Origin of the sequence: Delftia lacustris, assembly GCF_040267515.1 — a bacterium.
GTDB classification, from domain to species: Bacteria; Pseudomonadota; Gammaproteobacteria; order Burkholderiales; family Burkholderiaceae_C; genus Comamonas; species Comamonas tsuruhatensis.
Window position 1 is genome coordinate 6,211,528 of the sequence record NZ_CP141274.1, and the last position, 20,277, is coordinate 6,231,804.

Consider the following 20,277-nt stretch of genomic DNA (forward strand, 5'->3'; position numbering starts at 1 on the left):
TGAGCCCGAAAGACCGGGCTCATGAACCCGAATTACTTCAGGTAGACGTGAGGCCAAGTCACGCCATAGTTGCCGACCATGTTGGCCTTGGCAGAGGGGTTGGTACCCTTTTGGAAGGCAGCGCCCAGCACCGGAACGGTCTTGTTGAAGGACACGGTGCCCCAGCCATCGGTGTAGGGAGTCACGGCATTCTTCTGCGACACAGCAGCGCCCAGCACGGAAGAACCACCGAAGCTCACCACGCTCACTTCACCGCAAACTGCCAGCTTGGTGGTGGTGCCGGGCGAGAACACGGCGCCGTCCTTCTTGCTGGTTTCTTCGCGGTCATAGAACGTTTGACCATCAGCCGTTGCGCAGATCTGGCCAGCTTCGTTCACCGTGGACAGAGCAGAGCTGAACGTGAACAGGAATTCGGTACCAGCAGCAGGCTTGACATCCGTGTTGAACACGCGGTAGACCTTGTCGGTCTCGGCAACGTTGGTGTCGAAGTTAGCCGGGCCTGCGGCTGCAGCCGCCAGACCACCAGCGGCCAGAGCGACACCGAAAGGCTTGCCCACGGGCGCAGCGTAGTTAGCTGCAACCATGTAGCGACGGGTGGGCATCGAGAACACCCAGTCAGTCGTAGCCGAAATGGTCTTGTCGGTAACGTACTGATTGGACACCGTGGTGCGAGCCAGAGCGGAGGTCAGAGCAATCGCTTGCGCATTGGCACCCGCAACCGTCACAGCGCCTTCCAGCGGTGTGGACAGGTCAGGCACGTCGTAGTGCTGTGCTTCGATCAGCTTGCCGAGCAGCAGCGGGTCTGCCGAAGGCAGTACTGCAGGCTTTGCCAGCTGAGGCGAGTACAGGTTGTTCAGGGCAACAGCATCAGACTTGATAGCAGTGGCAGAACCCGAGTACGTGGTGGAATCAGGCACGTTGATCACGTACCAGGAACCAGCCAGACCGTCTGTAGGAGCGATCAGGCCGTAGGTCTGTGCGCCAGCTGCGTTAACAGCAGCGTTCTGAGCAGGGTTGATGTCATCCAAGCCAGCCAGGACGGATGCGGTGCAAGGAGCCTTACCGCTCACGTGCTTGATAGCAGTGTACAGGGCCGAAGCGGAAGATCCATCCGCATATGCAGCACCGTCAATCTTACGCTTGCCGCTGGACTCGTAGCGCTTCAAGCCATCGATGTCAGCCATATTGAGGATTTCAATATAGCCTTCGCGGGTCTGAGCGTTCTTTTGCGTGTCGGTCCACGAAGCCAGGCTCAGACGGTCCTTGATGAAAGGAACAGGTGTACCAGGAGTGATGGCGGGCACCGTGCAGGTGTTGTCACCGGTCACCAGTTGCGCCAGGCCGTTGGCGTCAGCGGACACAGCAGCGGTCCACACGTCGCCAGGCGACAGGAACACTTGGAAGTCCAGCACGTCGTCGGAGTTGGAAGCGCCACGGAAGCGAACCTTCACAGCCTTACCGTTCACCAGGTCGGTGTTGGTCAGGTGGAACACCGTGGAGTTGCCGTTTTGGGCGGTGTAGTAGGGAACGACCAGGATGTGGCCAGTGCCGCTTTCGTTCACAGCCAGGGCAGCGGAGGCCGCACCGGCAAAGCCCAGACCACCGATCATGGTGGCAATGCTCAGGGCCAGAACATTTTTCTTCATACAAGTTTCTCCAGTAAGAAAAGGAAGGGGAGTTTGATAACTACCACCACGATTGATCGCCCGGGAATCCTAGCATAGTGAACCTCGCCAAGACACCATTCGCCGTGCACAATTTCTTGCCCAGCGTTTCAAAAAAACGACAAACGGCTGCAAGCGACCCTGTTTACCACGGTAGAAGCTGCGCCCTCGCCGCACCTCCATGGAAAGCCCGACGATGGTAACTGAAAAGTTGCAACGCAAACCATGGGCCACTTCGAGACTCCGGCTTTTTACATCATGCGTTGTTGCCACAGAGCCACAAGCCGCTCCGGCTTGGCAAGCGGTCCGCCGCTCGCATGGCCGCCACCTCTTCCCTGGGACAAGACAGGGTGCATATATAAAAAGGACAAGGCCTATGACTACCGGCGATTGCGTCGGTAGCCGTAGGCCTTGTCTTGCACTGAATGAGCAAAAGCCCTATGTCATCCAGTCGCCATTGCACAGATTGACAAAGGGCCCCCCAAATCAAGTGCGCATGCGCTCACTTCTTGAAAATCCACCACTGACCATCTTCGCGGATCCACACTTCATCAGAATAGACCGGTACCTTGGTGCCACGCATCATGGGAGGCTCGACATCGAATTTCTGCTTGAGCACACACCGGCCGTCTGCCTCTTCGCAGATCACCGAGACCACCTCACGCTTGTCGACCATGGGAATGCCTGCATAGTCGGCCCGAAAACGCTCCACGTCCTTGAGTTGCCTATAGGACGGTGGCGTGAACTTGTAGGCCTCGGCCGCATTGTTCTTCATGCGGGCATCCCAGAACGCGTTGGACCGTTGGGTGATCACATCTTCGGTGGAGCGGCCGGGCATCTGGGCGCAACCCACGATGGTGGCAGACACAGCCACGAGCAGCAGGGGAGACAGCTTGGTAGAGGAAAATTTCATTTTGTGCAGAATTCCATCAAATAAATCGCAGGTTTGACCCAGCGCAAGAGGCTTCACTGGGCGCGTTCCGGCAGGGCCGGTAGCTTGGAGCTGTTTTGTTGTGCAGGAGTTCTAAGGAGCGGAGACAGGGAGCGCATGTGCTCTCGCAGATCTTCGCTGACGTCACGCACATCCACATCGGTGCGTACTACACGGGGGGTGATGATCACCAGCAGTTCGGTGCGCCGCATTGAATTGTTGGTTGAACCAAAAAGGTTCCCAACCACCGGCAGCTCATGCAACACGGGAATGCCGCTGCGGCCGTCGGAAGTGTTCTCCTGAATCAATCCTCCCATAACGATGGACTCCCCCGAGCGCACAGACACTCGGCTGGACAACTGCCGCTGCAGGAAGGTGACCTGTTGGGTGATTTCGTCTTTTGCTCCCACATCGGTCACCATCTGGTTGACGGTCATGGTGACGATGTTGCCGGCGTTGACCGAGGGCGTGACCTGCAGGTTCACGCCCGTATCCTTGTACTGGTAGCTGACAGCATTGCTGCTGCCAACAGTCGTCGTGGAAATCTCCCCCGAGCGATAAGGTTGTTGTGTACCGACCGAAATCGCTGCAGTGTGGTTGTCCAGCACCATCAACGAGGGGCTGGCCACGACCTTAACGTTGGTCTTGGTGGAGAGCGCGTTGAGTGCTGCCTTGATCGTTCCCGCCGAATTCTTCAACGTGTAGTTGAAACCTTGCCCAATGGCAGCGGCGATATCAGCTGTGGTTCGCTTCGATTCAGTAGAGATCAGCCCCGAGCCCGAGTACCCCTTGTTGCCCACATCTCCACTAAAAGCCCACTGAAGCCCATACTCCAGGCCATCGTTGAGCGTAACCTCAACGATGCTGGCTTCGATCAAAACTTGCGTGGGGGGCAGATCCAGCCGCTTGAGTGCAGCCTCGATGCGTTCGTATTCAGCGGGAGTACTCCAGACCAGCACCGAATTGTTGAGCTCATCGGCCATGACCCGCACGGTGCCCAGGTTGGCCACGGTGGAACCCGTGCCCTGGTTGATGCCGGTTTGTGAGCCAACGCCCGATTGCCCGAAACCCGTGCTGCCCGTGCGCAGTCCAGTGCCCGAGTTGAATCCACTATTGCCAAAGCCGCTGTTGCCGAACCCGCTGTTGCCGAACCCGCTGTTGCCGAAGCTACTGTTGCCGAAGCTACTGTTGCCGAAGCTACTGTTGCCGAAGCTACTGTTGCCAAAGCTGCTGTTGCCGAACCCCGTGTTGGTCGAGGTGCCCAGACCCGGCGCGACGCCGCTGTTGGTGCCGGTGCCGCCCGTGGAACCACCGAAGATACCGGACAGCACACCCGCCAGATGCCGGGCATTGCCGTTTTGCACGCGGTAGATGTTCAGTTGTGCCTGACTGCCACCGCTGCCAGGCTGGTCCAGCTTGGCAATCCAGCGGCGAGCCTCCTCCAGATAGGCTGCACGCGGCGTGATGACGAGGATGCTATTGAGCCGCTCTATGGGCATGATGCGCAAAGCGCCAAATAGCGGGTTGCCTTCACCCAGGCCAGCGACCGCGCTGGCGGCCCCGGCCGCTGCCGTACCGGGCACCGTACCAGAGCGCACGGCGGCGGCACCTGCCGGAGCCACGGCACCCTGGGCACCTGCGGCGGCGCCCCCACCGCCGACCAGCTGCAGGGCCGCGCTCACCTCCTGCACCGAGACATACTTGAGTGGGAACACACCCACCGACATGCCTTCAAGCAGGTTGATGTCGAAAGTGCGAACCATGTCGAGCCAGCCTTCGGCCTGGGCGCGCGAGCCCGCCATGACCAGCAAGTTGCGCACGTTGTCCACGCGCACGATGGCGTCGGAGGGAACCATGGGACGCAGGATGGCCGCCATTTCATTGGCGCCGATGTACTGGAGCGGCACGAGGATGGTGCCGTAGCCGGGAGCCATCTGAGTGCCGACGCTTGCCTGGCGCACGCTCGCGCCAATGCTCTTGAGTGCATCGATGCGGCCCACGTGGTAAGTGCCCCGCACATCGCGCACCATGGCCATGCCGTTGGCCTGCAGTGCGGTTTCGAGAAGATTGAGCGCCTGATCCGCCGAGACGGCACTCTGCGTGCTCATCGTGACCGTGCCGGAGATGGGCGGGTGCAGCACATAGTCGACCGACAGCAGGTCGCCCAGTATGGTTCGCACGACCTGGGCCAGGGGGGCTTCCTCGAAGCTGAGCTTGATGGAGTCCCCCTTGACGGCAGGCGCATCCTGGGCCTTGCCCAGCAGCTTTCCGGTGCCTTCGATCACCCGGGGCTGGGACTCGTCGGACTCGCTCTTCTTCTTGCCCGTTTTCACGGAGCCATCTGCCTCGTCTGCAGCAAAGGAAAAATCCTGCGCAGAGCTTGCTTCACTGAAGTGGCTGACGAAGTTGTTTCTATTGGGTTGCGCGCAAGCCAGCAGCAGTTGGCAGACAGCCAACGCCAGCACGGTGCGCACGGGGCGGTTGGGAAATTTCATGGTGTTCTTAACCCATCTGTTCATGGTTTGTCGGCACGCTGTGCCCTGGATCCGCCGAATACAGCCCTGGATGTGCGCTGCGGCGGTGCCGGAGCATCGGCTGCGGCAGGCTCCGGAGCCGCTTGCGCGGGCACCGGCTCGGACGGCCGCTGAGTCGGCGCACGGGCACCTGCTGGTAGATTCGGCCCCTTGTCAAGCGCGGCTCGTTTGAGGTCTATGGTGCGCCTGGTGCCCGCGCGTTCAAGCTCGATATAGCGCCCCTGGATACCAACGAGCTTCCAGCCACCCAGGCTCTGATTGAGCATCAGGCGTTGGTCCTTGCCTTCCAGGCGCACGATGGCGCCCGATGCCTGCCCCTGGAAAGTGCCCAGCACACTGGCGTCTTTCCACACGTCCGGCGGCTCGGGCGGCGGAGCCTCCACCTTCTTGACGGGTGGTGGCGGCTTGCGGCTCATGGAAAACAGGGGGCGCTCCTGCATGGTCAACAGCCAGCGCTCCTCCTCCCCCCTGCCGGGAGCTGCAGCCGGGGGCGGCATCAGCGCCTGAAGGTTGGATTTCAGTGGCTCAGGCGGTGTCCAGCCGGTCTGGCGCAGGTGCAATTGCGGAGTCAGCCATGACCATGCCAATGCGCCGCACAGCGCCAGCAGCATCACGCCCTCGGCGGCGCCCAGTAAATTGCGCTGCATCATGACACCTTGCTCCGGAAGATGCTGACGGTGAACTGGGCGCTGAGATCGGGCGCCAGTTGGGGATTGGTGTTTTGCAAACTGCCGCGAAGGTTGACCTGCAGGTCATCCACCCAGATCGTCGGCTGTATGGCGCGCACGGATGCCAGCGCCATCTGGACGGCAGGCCATGGCCCTTCGGCGGTCATGGAAACGGAGATACGCTCGTAGGGTCCCTCTTCCGACGTCGCCTTGACTTGGCTGCTGGTCACCGACAGGCCCGCGCGGTCCATCACGGAACGCAGTTGCTGCTGCACGCCGTTGCCGGTCTGGGTGCTGTCACTATCCCCGGGATATACATGCTGGGCCCTTATGCCCTGCAGTTGCTCCAGAGCCTCCTGGATCTCGGTCTGCTGCTGCTGCATGCCCAGCACGCGCGCATAGCGCGGCTCCAGCGATGCGAGCTGCCCATCGGCCCATTGGTGCTTTCCGTATACCCACAAGGCCACCAGCACCAGGGGAAGCACCAATACAGCCGCCGACAGCGTCAGCAGCAGGATTTGCCGCCCCGACAGACCGGGCGTTGGATTGATCATGGTGTGCCTTTCTTTTCTGCCGCAGCAGGGGTTTCAGGCGTTTCGCTGGTAGCGTCAGGAGCTGCCTGTGCTTCTGCTTCAGGCGAAGCCAGGACGCCAAAGACCTTGGGGTCCAGCACGGCCTCGACGGTGTAGCTTTCCTTGTTGGATCCCGACGCCCTCGTCACGGCTGAGGGCATGCGCACCTCCAAAAAGCCCGGAGCCTTGGACATGAGCTGCACCACGTTGGATGCATTGCTGCTGAGGCCTTGGATCGCCAGCTTGGATCCACTGAACGATACCCGCTGTACAGCCGTGTCATCGGGAAACAATTGTGTGAGCGCTGCCATGACCTGCAGGTGATTGATCTGCTCGCGCTGCAGCTTCTGAAGCGCGGCAATCTCCTCGACCCCGGTCACCAGGCCCTGGCGCTGGGCCGTCACCTCCCGTGTCTCGCGCACGATCTGGTCGAATTTCCTGCTGGCGTCGACGGCTTGCAGATACAGCTTGGCAGTCGGCGTGATGGCCAGGGCCAGGCCTGCCGCCACGATGGCCGCAAGGCCGGCACCAATCCATCGGCGTTGCCGGGATTCACGGGCCAGCCGCGGCCCCTCGCCAAAGCCTGCGAGCAGCACAGGCATGGCCGATGTGCTGGCCCAGATCTCCGGCTGCGCCTGTCCGGCCAACTGGCCAGCGGCATCCCGCAGGGCTTGCTGCACCAGCGCATTCGACGTGATCACCAGCTCCACACGCTGCCCTCCTGCGGGGTCCGTGGCCACCACATAGGCCCAGAGCGTCTCGAGCGCGGGAAACGGCGACATGGTCTGCACATCCAGCGCCACCGCACCGTGCAATGCCTGAGCAGACAGCGAAGGCATACGCAAGGTGCGCAGCAGCAGTTGATCACCGCCCATCAGCACGGCCGAGCCTGAAGGCTTGCGTCCGCTTGCCTCGCGTTCAACGGCCCAATGCCACTGGCCTGCACGCACCCACGCATGGGCGAGCCCTCCATCAGCCTTCACGACACGCACCAAGGCAGCGGGAAGGCTGCGGCGCAGCAGCGGCAGGCCCATCAGTTGGCCCCATGCAGCACGCAATTGCCCAGCCGCCGCACTGAGGTCCAGTCCGAACAGCTTTGTGTCAGTACTCAGTGCCATGGGCTCCCATCCATTCGCAACACGGCCTGTCCACGCAGGCCCCTTGGTTCATCATTTGCCTGATCATCGCAATCCACTCAAATCTTTCCAATCCAGGATTGGGAGGCGGACAACACACTCCATGGCAGGCGTCCCACACCGGCTCCCGAGCGAACATTCACCATTCGCCGGACAGCGACCATCCCCGCCCCCTCGAAGAGCACTCTCGCAGTGATGGCATAACGTGTGCCGGACAAGCCTTGCTGAGCGGGGACCGCACCACCGGCACTTTCCAGCCACCCTCTCAAGGGCTGGGGCGCAGCGTTGGGATTGATGCCCTGGCGGTTCCCGGAGTCGGCGACCACGAAATCGCGGATGCTCGCATAGATGCCGTAGGTCATGCCAGGCACTTGCAGCAGATCCTCTGGCGCCTCCCACCCCCCCGCCGCAGAACCTGACTGCTGGCGCATTGCATCCCGGGCTTGCCGGACGGTCTGGGCCATCGCCATGGCGGCCCCCTGCGACAGGCCGGCCGCATGCTGAAAGAGCACTGCAAGCAGCTCCGGCGTCGCACCGTTGATATCCACCAGGCCGCTCCAGGGAACGACTTCCACCTCGACGATCTGACCACCCGGTAATGTAACGGGTTCAAGAACAGGCTCCCGCAGCGCCTCGGGCCTGGTGGCCATGCGCTGTAGTGCGAGATAGATGGCTGCTTCACCAGCAGCCCGCCCAGTTGCGAGATTTCGGCTCACGCCTCCCACGGCAGCTTCCTGCCGGACCACGCCGCCGAGACTGCTGGCGAAGACAGCCAGGGCCGCAACGATCCACAAGACCAGCACCAGCGCCATGCCCCGTTCAACAGGAAATGATGAATGGCCGGTCATGAGCGGCTCCCCCCGAAGACTGCCCTGGCGCCTGCATCCGGGCTGGTAGAAGCCGTTGCGCGCATGGCCACGACCGTCAGGGGCCAAGCTCCCGCCGAAGTCTGCACTTGAACATCCACGGCAGACGGCAGTTCCTTTTCGTTGTCCTTTTCGGGCCCCCATTGCGGCTGCCAATGTGCCACGCCCAGCTTGGCGTTCTGGTAACGCAAGGCAAAAGCTGTGACACCGCGATCGATCACATAGGACTGGCTTTGCCCCCAGTCGGGCATGACATCGGGACCCTGCCAGGGCGCGAAGCGTAGCACCAGCGCATCGCCTTCGACGGAAAGCTGGAAGTGGGTACGACCGCCCATGCCAAAGCGGGCGGGCATGATGCCCAGCCAGCGCATGCCCTGCGGGCCGCCTTCGAAAAACAGCTCGCTCTCGCCTTGCTTGCGCAGGCCCACCTGCCGGCGCACGGCAGAGACCTGGCCAAGAACCGAGCGCAGGAAGGCAATGGACACACGCTGGTGGTCCATGCGTTCCAGTCGCGCATCAACACGCTCCTGTGTCTGCGAGACCGTGGACATGGCCGAGGCCAGCCCGAGCATGAGCAGGGACAGCAGGGCCATGACCACTAGCAGTTCCACCAGCGTGAAGCCCTTTTGCCTGCCCGAAGATGGCGCGCGCCCGGTCATCGCGTCACCTCGCCTTGCTGCAAAGGGCGCTGCGGGCGCAGGGTCTCGAAGACCCAACTGCGGTTTTCAACGGAGATCGTGATGCGCAAGGCATGCAGGGGAACCGCGGTTTCGGGCAGGCCGCCCACGGAGAACGGCGCGGAAGCCACCTGCCAGGCGTAGACACCATCCTGCCCTGAGGCCTGGGTGCCACCAGGATCGACCATGGGAAAGGCGTCCATCAGCGAATCGGCCAGCAGGGCCACGCCCTGGTTCTGCTCCAGTTTGGAAACACCGCGCGCGGAACCACTAACGGCCCGATAAATGAGCGCCAGCGAGATAGCCATGATGGACAGCGCCACCAACAGCTCCAGCAAGGTCATGCCCCGCACCCTGGGGCGGGAAGCGGCGCGCCGACGCATTACAGGGCCTCTTTGGTGACTTGGCCGGACAGCCAGTCCACACGCAGACGCACGCCACCGCCGCTTTGCGCGCGGGCGAGCGAAATGCTGCCCCCCGTGGCGCCGCCTTCGGGCAGAAAGACGATGGTCTGGCTGCCATCAGCCAGCGCCATGCCGGCTGCCGTGGTCAGTTGCACCGTCAGGCTGTCGGGCAGCTTGGCCGTGGCTTGGCCGGCGATGCCGTACTGGCGGCTATTCGTATTGACCGCGAATGCCACAGGCATGCCCTGCAGCGTGGCCTGCTGGCGCGCCTTGCGCAGCAGGGCCGTCACGTCCTGCACCGTCTGCCGATAGTCCACGGCATCGCGCAGCTTGCCCATGGCAGGCGGCACGATGCCGATGATGGCGCCAAGAATGGCGAACACCACCAGCAGCTCGATCAGCGTGAAACCCTGGGCGCGCTTCAAGACTCATCCTTGGCAAAACGGTGCGGCAACGGTGGCTACAGCAGTGTTCAAGAGCCCTTACTTGGTGTTGCGCACGTCGGCTGCTTCACCTTCCCCGCCCGGGGCACCGTCAGCACCCAGCGAGAGGATCTCGAGGTCGCCATTGGCAGCAGGATACGTGTAGCGGTAGGCGTTGTTCCAGGGATCATTCGGCACGCCGCCCTTGAGGTAGGGGCCCGCCCAGCCGGCAACGCCGGCAGGCTGCTTGACCAGCGCGTCCAGGCCCTGCTGCGAGGTGGGATAGCGGCCCACGTCGAGCTTGTACAGCTCCAGCGCCTTTTCGATGTCGGCGATCTGCACGCCGGCCGTCTTGGTCTTTGCTCCACCCAACTGGTTCAGCACCTTGGGGCCGACCAGGCCGGCCAGCAGGGTCAGGATGGCCAACACGACCAGCAGTTCGATCAGCGTGAAGCCACGCTTGCGGGCGCGGGAGGACAGTTGCTTTTGCATGCGCATCATCTTCTACATACCTTTCAGTCAATTCAGATTCATCAGACGGCCAGATCGTTGACGGACAGGATTCCGAGCAGGATCGACACGATGATGGAGGCGATAAGGATACCGAGGACCAGGATCAGCGCCGGCTCCAACATGGTCAGGAGGCGTTTGATCGCGTTTTCGACCTCGCGGTTCAATATGTTGGACAGCTCCAGCATCATGTCGCCCAGGCGGCCGGTTTCTTCGCCGACCCGCACCAGATTCAGGGCCAGGGGCTCGAATTCTCCGGTTTTCTGGGCGGCATGGGCCATGCGATGACCTTCCTTGACCATGGGGCCCATTTTTTCCAGGCGCTCGCGGATGGCGACGTTGGAGACCGTGTCGCTGGCAATGCGCAGTGCGGTCAGCAGCGTGACGCCGTTGCCCAGCAGCGTGCCCAGCGAGCGGCTGAACAAGGTGAGCTGGTACTTGCGTACCACGCCACCCAGGCCCGGCAGGCCCAGCAGCCACGATTGCCAAGTCTGACGGCCTTTGGGACTCTTGGCCCAGCGGGCGAAGACCCAGCCCAGCGCGCCCAGCACGATGAACACCGCCCAGCCGTAGCTGCGAAACGCATGGCCCAGCCCCATCACGAATTGCGTGGGAAGGGGCAGCGCGTCGCCCATGTCGTTGAAGAGTTGCTCGAACTGCGGGACCACGAAGCCCAGCATGGCCACCAGGGACAGCACGGCCACGCCCAGCAGGATGGCCGGATAGATGGTGGCCGAGACCACGCTGTCGCGCAGGGCACGCTGGCGCGCCATGTGTTCCACCAGCCGGTTGAGCACGCCCGACATCTGGCCGCTGGCTTCGCCTGAGCGCACCATGTTGATATAGAAGTCGCCGAACAGGTCGTGGTGCTTGCCCAGTGCCTGGCTCAGCGGCATGCCGGCCTTGACGCTGTCGAGCACGGACTGGAGCATGGCCTGCATCTGCACCTTGTGGCTCATCTCGACCAGGACCTTGAGCGCGTTGTCCAGCGACAGGCCGGCCCGCATCATGATGGCCAGCTCGGTGGTCATGCCCTGGATGTCGTCGGCCTTGATGCGGCCTTTCTTGAGCGCACGCGCCGCCAGCGGCACATTGCCCAGGCTTGCGGCTTCCTCGACCTTGATGGGCGACAGGCGGCTCTTGCGCAGGTGCACCACCACCTCGGCCACGGCCGCAGCGGAAAAAGTGCCCTTGACCATCTGACCGCGGCTGTCCACGGCCTCCCAGCTGTAATCAGGCATCGCTTTGGTCCTGGGTCACGCGCAGCACTTCGTCGAGCGTGGTGACGCCCGAAGCCACCTTGCGCAGGCCGTCGTCATAGAGGCTCAGCATGCCGCTCTTGGCGGCCATGGCATGCAGGGCGTTGGCATCCTGGCCTTCGATGATGGCGCGGCGCAGCGGCTCGTCGATGACCATGAGTTCGTGGATGCCGGTACGCCCCTTGTAGCCCGTGCCGCGGCAGTGCTCGCAGCCGACGGCGCGGTAGATGGGCGAGCCCTCGCGCAGAAAGCGCTTGAGGCCGCTGCCCTCGATGGCGGCCGTCGGCAGTGTGTCGGGCTGCTTGCAGCGCGAGCACAGCGTGCGCACCAGCCGCTGGGCCAGCACGCCGTTGACCGATGAGGTAATCAGGTAGCTCTCCACCCCCATGTCGCGCATGCGGGTGACGGCGCCTGCGGCGGTGTTGGTGTGCAGCGTGGACAGCACCAGGTGACCTGTCAGGGCGGACTGCACGGCGATCTGCGCGGTTTCTCCGTCACGCATTTCGCCGATCATGATGATGTCCGGGTCCTGGCGCAGGATGGAGCGCAGGGCGTTGGCGAAGGTCAGGTCGATCTGGGGATGGACCTGGATCTGGTTGATGCCGTCGAGCTGGTATTCGACCGGGTCCTCGACGGTGATGATCTTGTTGGAAACCGCGTCGATCTTGGACAGGGCTGCATACAGCGTGGTGGTCTTGCCAGAGCCCGTGGGGCCCGTGACCAGCACAATGCCGTGCGGCTTGGCCAGCAGCGTGTTGAATTTCTCGAGCGTGTCCGCCTCGAAGCCCATGCTTTCCAGGCGCAGCCTCACGCTGGCGCGGTCCAGCACCCGCATGACAATGCTCTCGCCATGCACCGTGGGCGCGGTGGAGACGCGCAGGTCCAGTTCGCGGCCCTTGGCGCGGGTCTTGATGCGGCCGTCCTGCGGCAGGCGGCGCTCGGCAATGTCCAGATGGGCCAGCAGCTTGACGCGCGAGCCGACGGCGGCGCTCAGGCGCGGCGGCACGAGTTCGGCCGCGTGGATCACGCCGTCCATGCGATAGCGCACCTGCAGGCCGGCTTCAAAGGGCTCGAGGTGGATGTCGGAGGCGTGCAGCTCGATGGCGCGGGAAATGATGCCTGTGACCAGGCGGATGACGGGCGCCTCGCTGGCCAGGTCCTTCAGATGTTCGACGAAGTCGCCACCCGTGGCGTCCGATTCCCAGTACTGGCCTTCTTCCCCTTCGGGTTCCTGGCCTGCTTCGGACAGTGCCTTGCGGATGTCGGCCTCCAGCGCCAGCACGGGCTTGATCTGCAGCCCCGTGGCCAGGCGCAGCGCCTTGGTGATGAAGGGGTCCTGAGGCACGGACATGGCCACTTCGAGCACGCCGTCCTGCAGTGAAATGGGGCAGACGCACTGCGCATCCAGAAAACTGGCCAGCAGGCCAGGCACGTCGGGCAGCAGGTCGGGAAACTCTTCCGCACGCAGCCAGCGCATCTGCAGCTGCTCGGCCAGCGCCTGGGCCACGTCGGTTTCCGCCACCACACCCAGCTGTACCAGCACCTGGCCCAGGTAGCCGCCCAACTCCTGCTGCGCCTGCAGGGCGTTTTGCAGATCGCGCTCGTTCAGCTTGCCGGCGGAAAGCAGGCGTTCGCCCAGCCGCCCCTTGATCGGGGCTTCGACACCGGCAATCGGTTCCATGACGTGATTGGTGGAAGACATTGCCGCGGATTATCCACTGTCGCCGCATCCCCCGCGAAAGGCTCCGGATGTGGGGTCCACGGCCGTCCCCGCACCCGGCACCAGCGCTGTCATCAACTGTTACGCAACGGATATAACGGCGCGATGCTGCGCCGCACGATCGAAGTGGCTTCAGGCCGCTTTGACCGCGTCGGCAGGCAGGCCGCTGGCATCGCCCCAGCGGCGCTGCGCCATGACCAGCAGGCCTTCGAAGATGAGGTTGTCCACCAGCTCGAAGGGCCGCGTCATGCTGGGCACCATCTTCCAGCCTGCACCGCCGGCCATGACGCAGGCGGGCTCCATGCTGCAGTGCATGTACAGATGCTGGTACATGCGCTCCACGGCCCCGGCGATGGCGTAGGTGCCGCCACTGGTCAGCGCGTCGCTGGTGTTGGTGGGGAATGGCGTGACCGCACCCGTGGGCACGTGCAGGCCGGCCGTGCCGCTTTCCAGGGCGCGCAGCATGATGCCGTGGCCCGGAAGAATCAGCCCGCCCATGAAGTGGCCATGCTGGTCCAGCGCGTCCACGGTGACGGCCGTGCCGACCATGACCACGATCAGGGGCCGCTCGGGGCCGCGCTGCAGGATGTGCTGGCGCGCACCGATCATGGCCACCCAGCGGTCCGCACCCAGGCGCGACGGAAAATCGTAGCCATTGGTGACGCCGGCCTCGGCTGCGCTGGGCACGGCCCACTGCGGCTCGAAATCCCAGCCCAGCATCATGTCGATCTGGTCGTGCACGCGCCGTCGCGCCGTGTCGCCAGCCACCACGCAGCCCAGCATGCGCGTGGGCGTGGGCAGGTCGCTCCACGGCCCTTCGGCCAGGTGCTCGATGTGCTCAAGGAACTCGGCGCCGTGCGCCAACAGGGCAGCGCCAGGCCGATGCGCGTCGTACATCGCCCATTTCAAGCGGGTGTTGCCGATGTCTATGGCCAAAAAAGTCATGGGCGGGATTATCGGAGTTTTCCGGAGGATAGCGTCAGCCATGGACGACAACTGAATGAGGACGTGAACGCAAGAATGGCGCAAATGTCAAAAATCCGGGAGCGCTCCTGCCCGGCAGCGCGCGCTGCCACTGTTAGGCGTTACATTGGCCTTTCCGTTTTTCCACCCACCAACAGGAGTCACCCATGGGACTTTTCAGTTTCATCAAGGAAGCCGGCGAAAAGCTGTTCGGCGGCAGCGCCGCACAGGCAGCCGAGCCTGCGCAAGACCTGAATGCCAAGGCGGCCAAGGCCATCGAGACCTATATCGGCACGCAGAACCTGGGCGTCAGTGACGTGAAGGTGCAGTTCGACGGCTCGCAGGGCAAGGTCACGGTGCTGGGCACGGCACCTACCCAGGCGGCCAAGGAAAAGGTGACGCTGTGCTGCGGCAACGTCTCCAGCGTGCAGTCCGTGGACAACCAGATGACGGTGACCAACCCCGAGCCCGAAGCCCAGTACCACGACGTGGTGCGCGGCGACACGCTGTCGGCCATTGCCAAGAAGTTCTATGGCGATGCCAACAAGTACCCGGTGATCTTCGAGGCCAACAAGCCCATGCTGAGCCACCCCGACAAGATCTACCCCGGCCAGAAGCTGCGCATTCCGGTAATCTAAGCCCCCTGAGCGGCGTCGCCGCTTCCCCCTGAGGGGGACGACACCCTCGCGGCGGGGCGGCCCTTGCTCGGTGTCTCTGACCTGGCTCATGCCAGTTCTGGATGCCGCGAATTAGACCTACCCCGCTCCGAGAAAGGCCGCAATAGCGGCCTTTCTCAAGGAAAGATTCAGTATTTACCGCTCAACAGCGCACCGAACCCCGGAACGGCTGTCGGCAAGCCCAGGCGCTTGAGCATCATGAACGTCGTGGCCACCGAGGAAGACAGTACCGGCAGGCCCACGCGTTCCTCGATGGGCTGCACCGAGGCCAGCGAGGGCATCTGCACGCAGGCCGAGGCGATGACCGCGTCGGCATTGGCCGTGTTCAGGCGCCGCGTGATCTCGATGGGTGCGCGCGCATCCTGGGCGCCCACCTGCAGGTTGTCGGCAATCTCCAGCGAGATGCTGTCCACCACTTCGATGCCTTCGTTCTCTATGTAGTCGATGACCAGCTGCGTCAGCGGCTTCATATAGGGCGCCAGCAGCGCCACCTTCTTCGCGCCGATGGCGTGCAGGCCATCGACCAGGGCGCCGGCGCTGGTGACCACAGGCGCGGGGCCGCCGTTGTCCACGGTGCGCTGGTGCAGGCGCGTCTCGGAGACACGGTGGTAGCCGCGCCCCATGCTCATGATGGCCACCAGGCAGGCATAGCCGAGCACATCGACACGCGCATCCGACAGTTCCAGCGCGCAGCGGTCGCTGTCGCCGTCCATGGCAGCCAGCTCCTCCTTGGTCACATGCTTCATGCGCATGCGGCTGGAGTGAAAGGTGAAACGCTCGGGCGCCAGGGCCTCGCGGGCCCGCAGGATGGCGGGGATCTCGGTCTCCATCGTGGTGTTGGAGCTGGGCACGATCTGCCCGATACGGAAATGGGTTTTGGCTGTCATGTCAATCCATCGTGATGTGGTTGGCCTTGATGACCTTGCCCCAGTGGTCCGTCTCGCGCTGGACCAGGGCGGCCAGCGCCTGCGGGCCGAGGAATCGCGGCTCCACGCCCTGCAGGGCCGCGCGCTTTTGCACGTCAGGCGACTCCAGGGAGGTCTTGAGCGCGTCCGACAGCCTGGCGATGGCGTCGGGCGGCGTGCCCGCAGGCGCGAACAGGCCGACCCAGGCCTCCAGCTCGAAGCCCGGCAGGCCCGCTTCTGCGGTGGTGGGCACATCGGGCAGCATGGGATGGCGCGTCTTGCTGGTCACGGCCAGGGCCCTGAGCTTGCCCGTCTGCACATGGCCCAGCACCGAAGGCGGCGTGGTGATGAACATCTGCACCTGGCCGCCCAGCACGTCCTGGATGGCGGGGCCGGAGCCCTTGTAGGGCACGTGGGTGATCTGGGTCTGGGTCACCTGGGCGAACACGGCCGTGCCCACGTGCGACAGCGAGCCATTGCCCTGCGACGCATAGTTGACCTTGCCCGGGTTCTTGCGCAGGTAGGCAATGAATTCCTGCAGACTGTTCGCCGGCACCGAAGGATGGACGGCGATCACATTGGTAGCGGCCACGATCAGTCCCACGGGCACCAGCTCGGACTGGGCCCAGGGCAGCTTGGGAAACAGCGCCGGATTGCCCACGTGGTAGGCCGAATACGAAGCCAGCAGCGTGTAGCCGTCCTTGGGTGCCCTGGCCACCATCTGGTAGGCAATGTTGCCGCTGGCGCCGCCCCGGTTGTCCACCACGACCGACTGCCCCAGCAGGCGCGACATCGGATCGGACGCCAGGCGTGCCGCCGTGTCCACCACGCCGCCGGGCGGATTGGGGACCACGAGGGTGATGGACTTGGCTGGAAAGGCCTGGGCCTGGACGGTTCCTGCGCCCAGCAGGGCTGCCGCTGCCAGGCCGGCGGCCTGCAGCACAATGCGTCGATTCATGCTTGTCTCCATGTTCTCTTTGTACCGGCGCATTCTTGCGGGCCTGCTCGCGGTCGAACAGCCGTATCTCGTTGATCCATCCTTCGTCTCTGGTGGAGGATGCGAATGATCAACCTGCACCGATTCGATCTGCTGACGCTGCGCCTGTATGTGGCCGTGGTCGATGCCGGCAGCCTGACGGCGGGCTCGCGCACGCTGGGGCTGTCACTGGCAGCCGCCAGCAAGCGCGTGGCCGAGCTGGAGCAGCACTGCGGCGTGACCCTGCTGGTGCGCAGCAAGCGCGGCGTCACGCCCACGCCCGCCGGCCAGAGCATGTACCACCATGCCGTGGACGTGGTGGCCCGGCTGGAACATCTGGCCCTGGCCATGGACGACTTTCGCAGCGGCGCCACGGGCCAGTTGCGCCTGTGGGCCAACAACTCGGCGTTCGCAGGCTTTCTGCCCCGGCTGCTGGCCGACTTCATGGCGGCCCACCCGGGTGTCTCGGTGGACCTGGAAGACGCGCTGAGCGAGGAGTCCGTGCGCGCCGTGCTCAGCGGCGTGGCCGAGCTGGCCATCATCGGGGAGAACACGCCCCTGGAAGGGCTGAGCACCCAGGTCTGCGATGTGGACGAGCTGGTGCTGGTCATGCCGCGCGGCCATGCGCTGGACACGGACGACGACTCCCCCGTGCCCCTGGCCACCGTGCTGGACCACGACTTCGTGAGCCTGGCCCGCTCCACCTCGCTGATGCGGCGCATTGCGGCCGAGGCCGAATCCATCAACCGGCCCGTGCGGATCCGCATCCAGGTGCGCAGCTTCGATGCCATGTGCCACATGGTCTCGGTGGGCCTGGGCCTGGCCATCCTGCCGCGCGCGGCCACCGCGCCGCACCTGGCCGCGCGGGCACTGCGGCTGCGCCCGCTGGGGGCGCTCAACACCCGGCGCCGGCTGCTGCTGGCCATGCGCTCGCAGGCCACGCTGTCAGGACCGGCCCAGGCCCTGGTGGACATGGTGGCCGCCCGGGCGGCGGCGCTGGGGTTCGCGCAGCCGCAGCGCTGAGCGACGCCAGGTCGGCGCCGGCTTACTGGCGCCAGGGCAGGCCGCGCAGGCGCCAGCCGCCGACATGGCCGCGCTGGCCGCTGGCGTCCACATCGCCCTCGAAGCCTTCGAGGATGTTGTAGGCCTCGATGCCCAGTTGCGCTGCGCGCTGGGCAGCGGCCACCGAGCGCACGCCGCTGCGGCACAGCAGGACCACCTTGCCGCCCTCAGGCACGGCGGCGCGCAGCTGGCTGTCGAAATCGGGGTTCATGGCCATGGACGGCCACTGCTTCCAGGCCACGGCCACGGCGCCGGGTACGCGGCCCACCCACTCGCGCTCGGCATCGGTGCGCACGTCCACCAGCGCGGCTTCGCCGGATTGCAGCCATTGCCAAGCAAGTTCGGGAGGAATGTCGCCGGCATAGCCCTGTGCGGGCTGGACGGTCAGGGGAATGGCTGCGGGAACGGGAGCGTTTGCGGACATAGATGGGCTTTCTTGATAGGACGCGGTTGTGTGCCCGGCAAGAATAACCGTCCAGCCCGACCGGCGCCGCCTCGCCGGTGCCCGAGTCGCCTATTCCCAGGGCGGCAGCAGCCTGTCGCGCAGCACCTGGCGCTGCGCCTCCCAGCCCGGCATCACGCTGGCCACCGTGGCCCAGAAGCGCGGGCTGTGGTCCATGTGGCGCAGGTGGGACAGCTCGTGCACGACTACGTAGTCGATGACCTCGGGCGTGTGCTGCATGAGCCGCCAGTTCAGGCGGATGGCCCCTGCGGTGTTGGCGCTGCCCCAGCGCGTGCGCGCGCTGGTCAGGCGCAGGCTGGTCCATTGCACGCCCAGCAGCGGCGCATGGCGCTGCAGGCTGGCCGTGAACCAGGAGCGGGCCTCGCGCAGCATCCAGGCCTGCACGCAGGCACGCACCTCGGCAGCTGATGCGTCTGGCGCCAGGGGCAGGTGCAGGGACTGGCTGCCGTCGGCCGCCTGTTCGCGGTGGACCTGGCGGGTGCGCAGCGGCTGGGCTTCGCCACCGGTGAGAAGCAGTGCCAGGGGACGCCCCAGATAGTCGATCTCGCCGCCGTGCTCCCACCGGATGCGTGCCGACTGCTGGGCCCGCTGGCGCTGCCCGGCCTCCTGGAGCTTGCGCAGTATCCAGCCCGACTTCGCATCCAGTGCCTGCCCGATGGCCGTCATGCTCACCCATGCGGGCGCGCTGACCACCAGCCCCTGTGCGCCGATGGTGAAGCCTATGGTGCGCCGGCGCGACCGCTGCAACCGATAGTGCAGCACCTGCCCCTGGAGAACCGCCTGCTGGTTGGCTTGCGGATGAACGAAGGAACTGTGCGCGGAGCCGGCGGGCGGGGTGGGTGCAGGTGCAGGTGCAGGTGCAGGCAAAGCCTGCGGCGCTTCGGGTTGAGCGGATCGCTCACGGCGCGGCCTCAGCCCGCCGTCCTGTCTTTCCACGGCGGACGGCACCAACCAGTCCCAGGAACGCTGTGCCGTGTCCGCCATGCCGATTCCTGCCTCAGGCGCGGTAGGCCTCGGGGTCGAGGCGCTGCATCTCGGATTCGATCCAGTTTTCGACTTCCACCATCAGCTCCTCGTGCTTGCGGCCCACGGAAGGGATGGGCTTGCCGATGGAGACATCGACCACGCCCGGCGTCTTGATGAAGGCCTTGCGCGGCCAGCACTTGGCCGAGGTGACGGCAATGGGCACCACGGGCACGCCGGTCATGATGGCCAGGCGCGTGGCGCCGGTCTTGTACTCGCCGCGTTCGCCGCGCGGGATGCGCGTGCCTTCGGGGAACATGATGACCCAGGTGCCCTGGGCCAGCAGGCGCCGGCCCTGCTCCACGACCTTGTGGAATGCGCGCGACCCGTGCTTTCGGTCGATATGGATCATGTCCATGCTGCCGATGGACCAGCCGAAGAAGGGCACCATGAGCAGTTCCTTCTTGAACACATAGGCCAGCGGGCGCGGCATGATCGCCGGCATGAGGAAGGTTTCGTAGGTGGACTGGTGCTTGACCAGCAGCACCACGCCCTGCTTGGGGTCGGTGGGCAGGTTCTCCATGCCCTGCACGCGGTGGCGCACGCCCATGATCACGCGGGCGCTGTCCACCGACAGCTTGAGCCAGGCGCGCGCCACGGCATAGACACGGCGCGGCCCGCCGCCCAGCCAGCGCGTGAGCAGCACGGCCAGGGTGTAGGGGATCACGGTGATGCCCATCCAGAGCATGTGGAGGGTGGAGCGGATCAGGGACATGGCGGCAGTGTGGTGCAGAAAGCGGCGCAGCGGCCGGGCGGCTGGCCCGGGCCTTGCGCCCTCAGGAATCGGAATTCACAAAGATAGCATTGTGCGCAGGACAGCAGGCCGGCGGCGCATGGACAAAGCG

21 protein-coding genes are annotated in these 20,277 nt (G+C 64.6%); 2 read left to right on the forward strand and 19 right to left on the reverse strand.

Features of this window, described 5'->3' with window-relative positions:
* Positions 1-32 precede the first annotated feature (32 nt).
* From U6958_RS29855 to U6958_RS29920, 14 genes are all read right to left on the reverse strand, one after another.
* Positions 33-1,646 (reverse strand): cell surface protein, encoded by a 1,614-nt coding sequence (locus U6958_RS29855; RefSeq protein ID WP_074920505.1) that lies wholly within the window; start codon positions 1,644-1,646, stop codon positions 33-35.
* Positions 1,647-2,166: 520 nt separating this feature from the next.
* The gene (locus U6958_RS29860) at positions 2,167-2,577 is read right to left on the reverse strand and encodes a hypothetical protein (RefSeq protein WP_074920507.1); all 411 of its coding nucleotides are present in this window, start codon (positions 2,575-2,577) and stop codon (positions 2,167-2,169) included.
* Positions 2,578-2,630: 53 nt separating this feature from the next.
* The gene (gene gspD, locus U6958_RS29865; protein WP_074920509.1) at positions 2,631-5,090 is read right to left on the reverse strand and encodes a type II secretion system secretin GspD; all 2,460 of its coding nucleotides are present in this window, start codon (positions 5,088-5,090) and stop codon (positions 2,631-2,633) included.
* 20 nt (positions 5,091-5,110) lie between these two features.
* A complete protein-coding gene (locus U6958_RS29870) occupies positions 5,111-5,779 on the reverse strand; it encodes a hypothetical protein (RefSeq protein WP_143044490.1) in 669 nt (222 codons plus the stop codon).
* A complete protein-coding gene (gene gspM, locus U6958_RS29875; protein WP_074920512.1) occupies positions 5,776-6,351 on the reverse strand; it encodes a type II secretion system protein GspM in 576 nt (191 codons plus the stop codon). Before gspM ends, U6958_RS29870 begins: the two co-directional genes overlap by 4 nt.
* Positions 6,348-7,487, reverse strand: coding sequence for a PilN domain-containing protein (locus U6958_RS29880; protein WP_074920515.1), 1,140 nt, complete (start codon positions 7,485-7,487; stop codon positions 6,348-6,350). The genes gspM and U6958_RS29880 overlap by 4 nt, the downstream gene beginning before the upstream one ends.
* A gap of 77 nt (positions 7,488-7,564) precedes the next feature.
* Positions 7,565-8,353: a general secretion pathway protein GspK gene (locus U6958_RS29885; RefSeq protein ID WP_012203235.1), complete on the reverse strand. Its 789-nt coding sequence runs from the start codon at positions 8,351-8,353 to the stop codon at positions 7,565-7,567.
* Entirely contained in the window at positions 8,350-9,030 is a 681-nt protein-coding gene (locus U6958_RS29890; RefSeq protein WP_074920518.1) for a prepilin-type N-terminal cleavage/methylation domain-containing protein, read from the reverse strand. The genes U6958_RS29885 and U6958_RS29890 overlap by 4 nt, the downstream gene beginning before the upstream one ends.
* Positions 9,027-9,431, reverse strand: a complete 405-nt coding sequence (locus U6958_RS29895) for a type II secretion system protein (RefSeq protein WP_074920519.1) — start codon at positions 9,429-9,431, stop codon at positions 9,027-9,029. Before U6958_RS29895 ends, U6958_RS29890 begins: the two co-directional genes overlap by 4 nt.
* Positions 9,431-9,877, reverse strand: a complete 447-nt coding sequence (locus U6958_RS29900; RefSeq protein ID WP_065345374.1) for a GspH/FimT family pseudopilin — start codon at positions 9,875-9,877, stop codon at positions 9,431-9,433. Before U6958_RS29900 ends, U6958_RS29895 begins: the two co-directional genes overlap by 1 nt.
* 57 nt (positions 9,878-9,934) lie before the next feature.
* Positions 9,935-10,375 carry a type II secretion system major pseudopilin GspG gene (gene gspG / locus U6958_RS29905; RefSeq protein WP_013804232.1) on the reverse strand — a complete coding sequence of 147 codons (441 nt, stop codon included), beginning with the start codon at positions 10,373-10,375 and terminating at the stop codon, positions 9,935-9,937.
* 32 nt (positions 10,376-10,407) lie between these two features.
* Positions 10,408-11,625: a type II secretion system F family protein gene (locus tag U6958_RS29910; protein ID WP_074920523.1), complete on the reverse strand. Its 1,218-nt coding sequence runs from the start codon at positions 11,623-11,625 to the stop codon at positions 10,408-10,410.
* The gene (gene gspE / locus U6958_RS29915; protein ID WP_074920922.1) at positions 11,618-13,324 is read right to left on the reverse strand and encodes a type II secretion system ATPase GspE; all 1,707 of its coding nucleotides are present in this window, start codon (positions 13,322-13,324) and stop codon (positions 11,618-11,620) included. Before gspE ends, U6958_RS29910 begins: the two co-directional genes overlap by 8 nt.
* 171 nt (positions 13,325-13,495) lie before the next feature.
* Entirely contained in the window at positions 13,496-14,308 is an 813-nt protein-coding gene (locus tag U6958_RS29920; RefSeq protein WP_074920526.1) for a type III pantothenate kinase, read from the reverse strand.
* A 185-nt stretch (positions 14,309-14,493) separates the two neighbouring features.
* Here U6958_RS29920 and lysM point away from each other — a divergent pair, with 185 nt between their 5' ends.
* On the forward strand, positions 14,494-14,964 hold the full coding sequence (gene lysM / locus U6958_RS29925) for a peptidoglycan-binding protein LysM (protein ID WP_074920528.1): 471 nt from the start codon (positions 14,494-14,496) through the stop codon (positions 14,962-14,964).
* 167 nt (positions 14,965-15,131) lie between these two features.
* On the opposite strand, the gene U6958_RS29930 is transcribed toward lysM, so the two are convergent.
* Together U6958_RS29930 and U6958_RS29935 are read right to left on the reverse strand one after the other, a co-directional pair.
* Positions 15,132-15,890 (reverse strand): Asp/Glu racemase, encoded by a 759-nt coding sequence (locus U6958_RS29930; protein WP_074920530.1) that lies wholly within the window; start codon positions 15,888-15,890, stop codon positions 15,132-15,134.
* A gap of 1 nt (position 15,891) precedes the next feature.
* A complete protein-coding gene (locus U6958_RS29935) occupies positions 15,892-16,866 on the reverse strand; it encodes a tripartite tricarboxylate transporter substrate binding protein (RefSeq protein WP_016446471.1) in 975 nt (324 codons plus the stop codon).
* A gap of 105 nt (positions 16,867-16,971) precedes the next feature.
* On the opposite strand from U6958_RS29935, the gene U6958_RS29940 reads away from it, so the two are divergent.
* The gene (locus tag U6958_RS29940) at positions 16,972-17,907 is read left to right on the forward strand and encodes a LysR family transcriptional regulator (RefSeq protein WP_012203224.1); all 936 of its coding nucleotides are present in this window, start codon (positions 16,972-16,974) and stop codon (positions 17,905-17,907) included.
* A 22-nt stretch (positions 17,908-17,929) separates the two neighbouring features.
* Here the strand turns inward: U6958_RS29940 and U6958_RS29945 are convergent, their stop codons facing one another.
* The 3 genes from U6958_RS29945 to U6958_RS29955 all read right to left on the reverse strand — a co-directional run bounded on the left by U6958_RS29945 (position 17,930) and on the right by U6958_RS29955 (position 20,147).
* Positions 17,930-18,370: a rhodanese-like domain-containing protein gene (locus U6958_RS29945; RefSeq protein ID WP_012203223.1), complete on the reverse strand. Its 441-nt coding sequence runs from the start codon at positions 18,368-18,370 to the stop codon at positions 17,930-17,932.
* A gap of 90 nt (positions 18,371-18,460) precedes the next feature.
* Positions 18,461-19,393, reverse strand: coding sequence for a M48 family metallopeptidase (locus tag U6958_RS29950; protein WP_074920532.1), 933 nt, complete (start codon positions 19,391-19,393; stop codon positions 18,461-18,463).
* A 13-nt stretch (positions 19,394-19,406) separates the two neighbouring features.
* Complete coding sequence (locus U6958_RS29955; protein WP_016446474.1) at positions 19,407-20,147, reverse strand: 1-acyl-sn-glycerol-3-phosphate acyltransferase; 741 nt, start codon at positions 20,145-20,147, stop codon at positions 19,407-19,409.
* Positions 20,148-20,277: the final 130 nt, after the last annotated feature.

Bases quoted from the DNA above. Each gene is read 5' to 3' on its own strand.
- U6958_RS29855 (WP_074920505.1), bottom strand. From the start codon at position 1,646: ATGAAGAAAAATGTTCTGGCCCTGAGCATTGCCACCATGATCGGTGGT.
- U6958_RS29860 (WP_074920507.1), bottom strand. From the start codon at position 2,577: ATGAAATTTTCCTCTACCAAGCTGTCTCCCCTGCTGCTCGTGGCTGTG.
- gspD (WP_074920509.1), bottom strand. From the start codon at position 5,090: ATGAAATTTCCCAACCGCCCCGTGCGCACCGTGCTGGCGTTGGCTGTC.
- U6958_RS29870 (WP_143044490.1), bottom strand. From the start codon at position 5,779: ATGATGCAGCGCAATTTACTGGGCGCCGCCGAGGGCGTGATGCTGCTG.
- gspM (WP_074920512.1), bottom strand. From the start codon at position 6,351: ATGATCAATCCAACGCCCGGTCTGTCGGGGCGGCAAATCCTGCTGCTG.
- U6958_RS29880 (WP_074920515.1), bottom strand. From the start codon at position 7,487: ATGGCACTGAGTACTGACACAAAGCTGTTCGGACTGGACCTCAGTGCG.
- U6958_RS29885 (WP_012203235.1), bottom strand. From the start codon at position 8,353: ATGACCGGCCATTCATCATTTCCTGTTGAACGGGGCATGGCGCTGGTG.
- U6958_RS29890 (WP_074920518.1), bottom strand. From the start codon at position 9,030: ATGACCGGGCGCGCGCCATCTTCGGGCAGGCAAAAGGGCTTCACGCTG.
- U6958_RS29895 (WP_074920519.1), bottom strand. From the start codon at position 9,431: ATGCGTCGGCGCGCCGCTTCCCGCCCCAGGGTGCGGGGCATGACCTTG.
- gspG (WP_013804232.1), bottom strand. From the start codon at position 10,375: ATGATGCGCATGCAAAAGCAACTGTCCTCCCGCGCCCGCAAGCGTGGC.
- U6958_RS29910 (WP_074920523.1), bottom strand. From the start codon at position 11,625: ATGCCTGATTACAGCTGGGAGGCCGTGGACAGCCGCGGTCAGATGGTC.
- gspE (WP_074920922.1), bottom strand. From the start codon at position 13,324: ATGGAACCGATTGCCGGTGTCGAAGCCCCGATCAAGGGGCGGCTGGGC.
- U6958_RS29920 (WP_074920526.1), bottom strand. From the start codon at position 14,308: ATGACTTTTTTGGCCATAGACATCGGCAACACCCGCTTGAAATGGGCG.
- lysM (WP_074920528.1), top strand. From the start codon at position 14,494: ATGGGACTTTTCAGTTTCATCAAGGAAGCCGGCGAAAAGCTGTTCGGC.
- U6958_RS29930 (WP_074920530.1), bottom strand. From the start codon at position 15,890: ATGACAGCCAAAACCCATTTCCGTATCGGGCAGATCGTGCCCAGCTCC.
- U6958_RS29935 (WP_016446471.1), bottom strand. From the start codon at position 16,866: ATGAATCGACGCATTGTGCTGCAGGCCGCCGGCCTGGCAGCGGCAGCC.
- U6958_RS29940 (WP_012203224.1), top strand. From the start codon at position 16,972: ATGATCAACCTGCACCGATTCGATCTGCTGACGCTGCGCCTGTATGTG.
- U6958_RS29945 (WP_012203223.1), bottom strand. From the start codon at position 18,370: ATGTCCGCAAACGCTCCCGTTCCCGCAGCCATTCCCCTGACCGTCCAG.
- U6958_RS29950 (WP_074920532.1), bottom strand. From the start codon at position 19,393: ATGGCGGACACGGCACAGCGTTCCTGGGACTGGTTGGTGCCGTCCGCC.
- U6958_RS29955 (WP_016446474.1), bottom strand. From the start codon at position 20,147: ATGTCCCTGATCCGCTCCACCCTCCACATGCTCTGGATGGGCATCACC.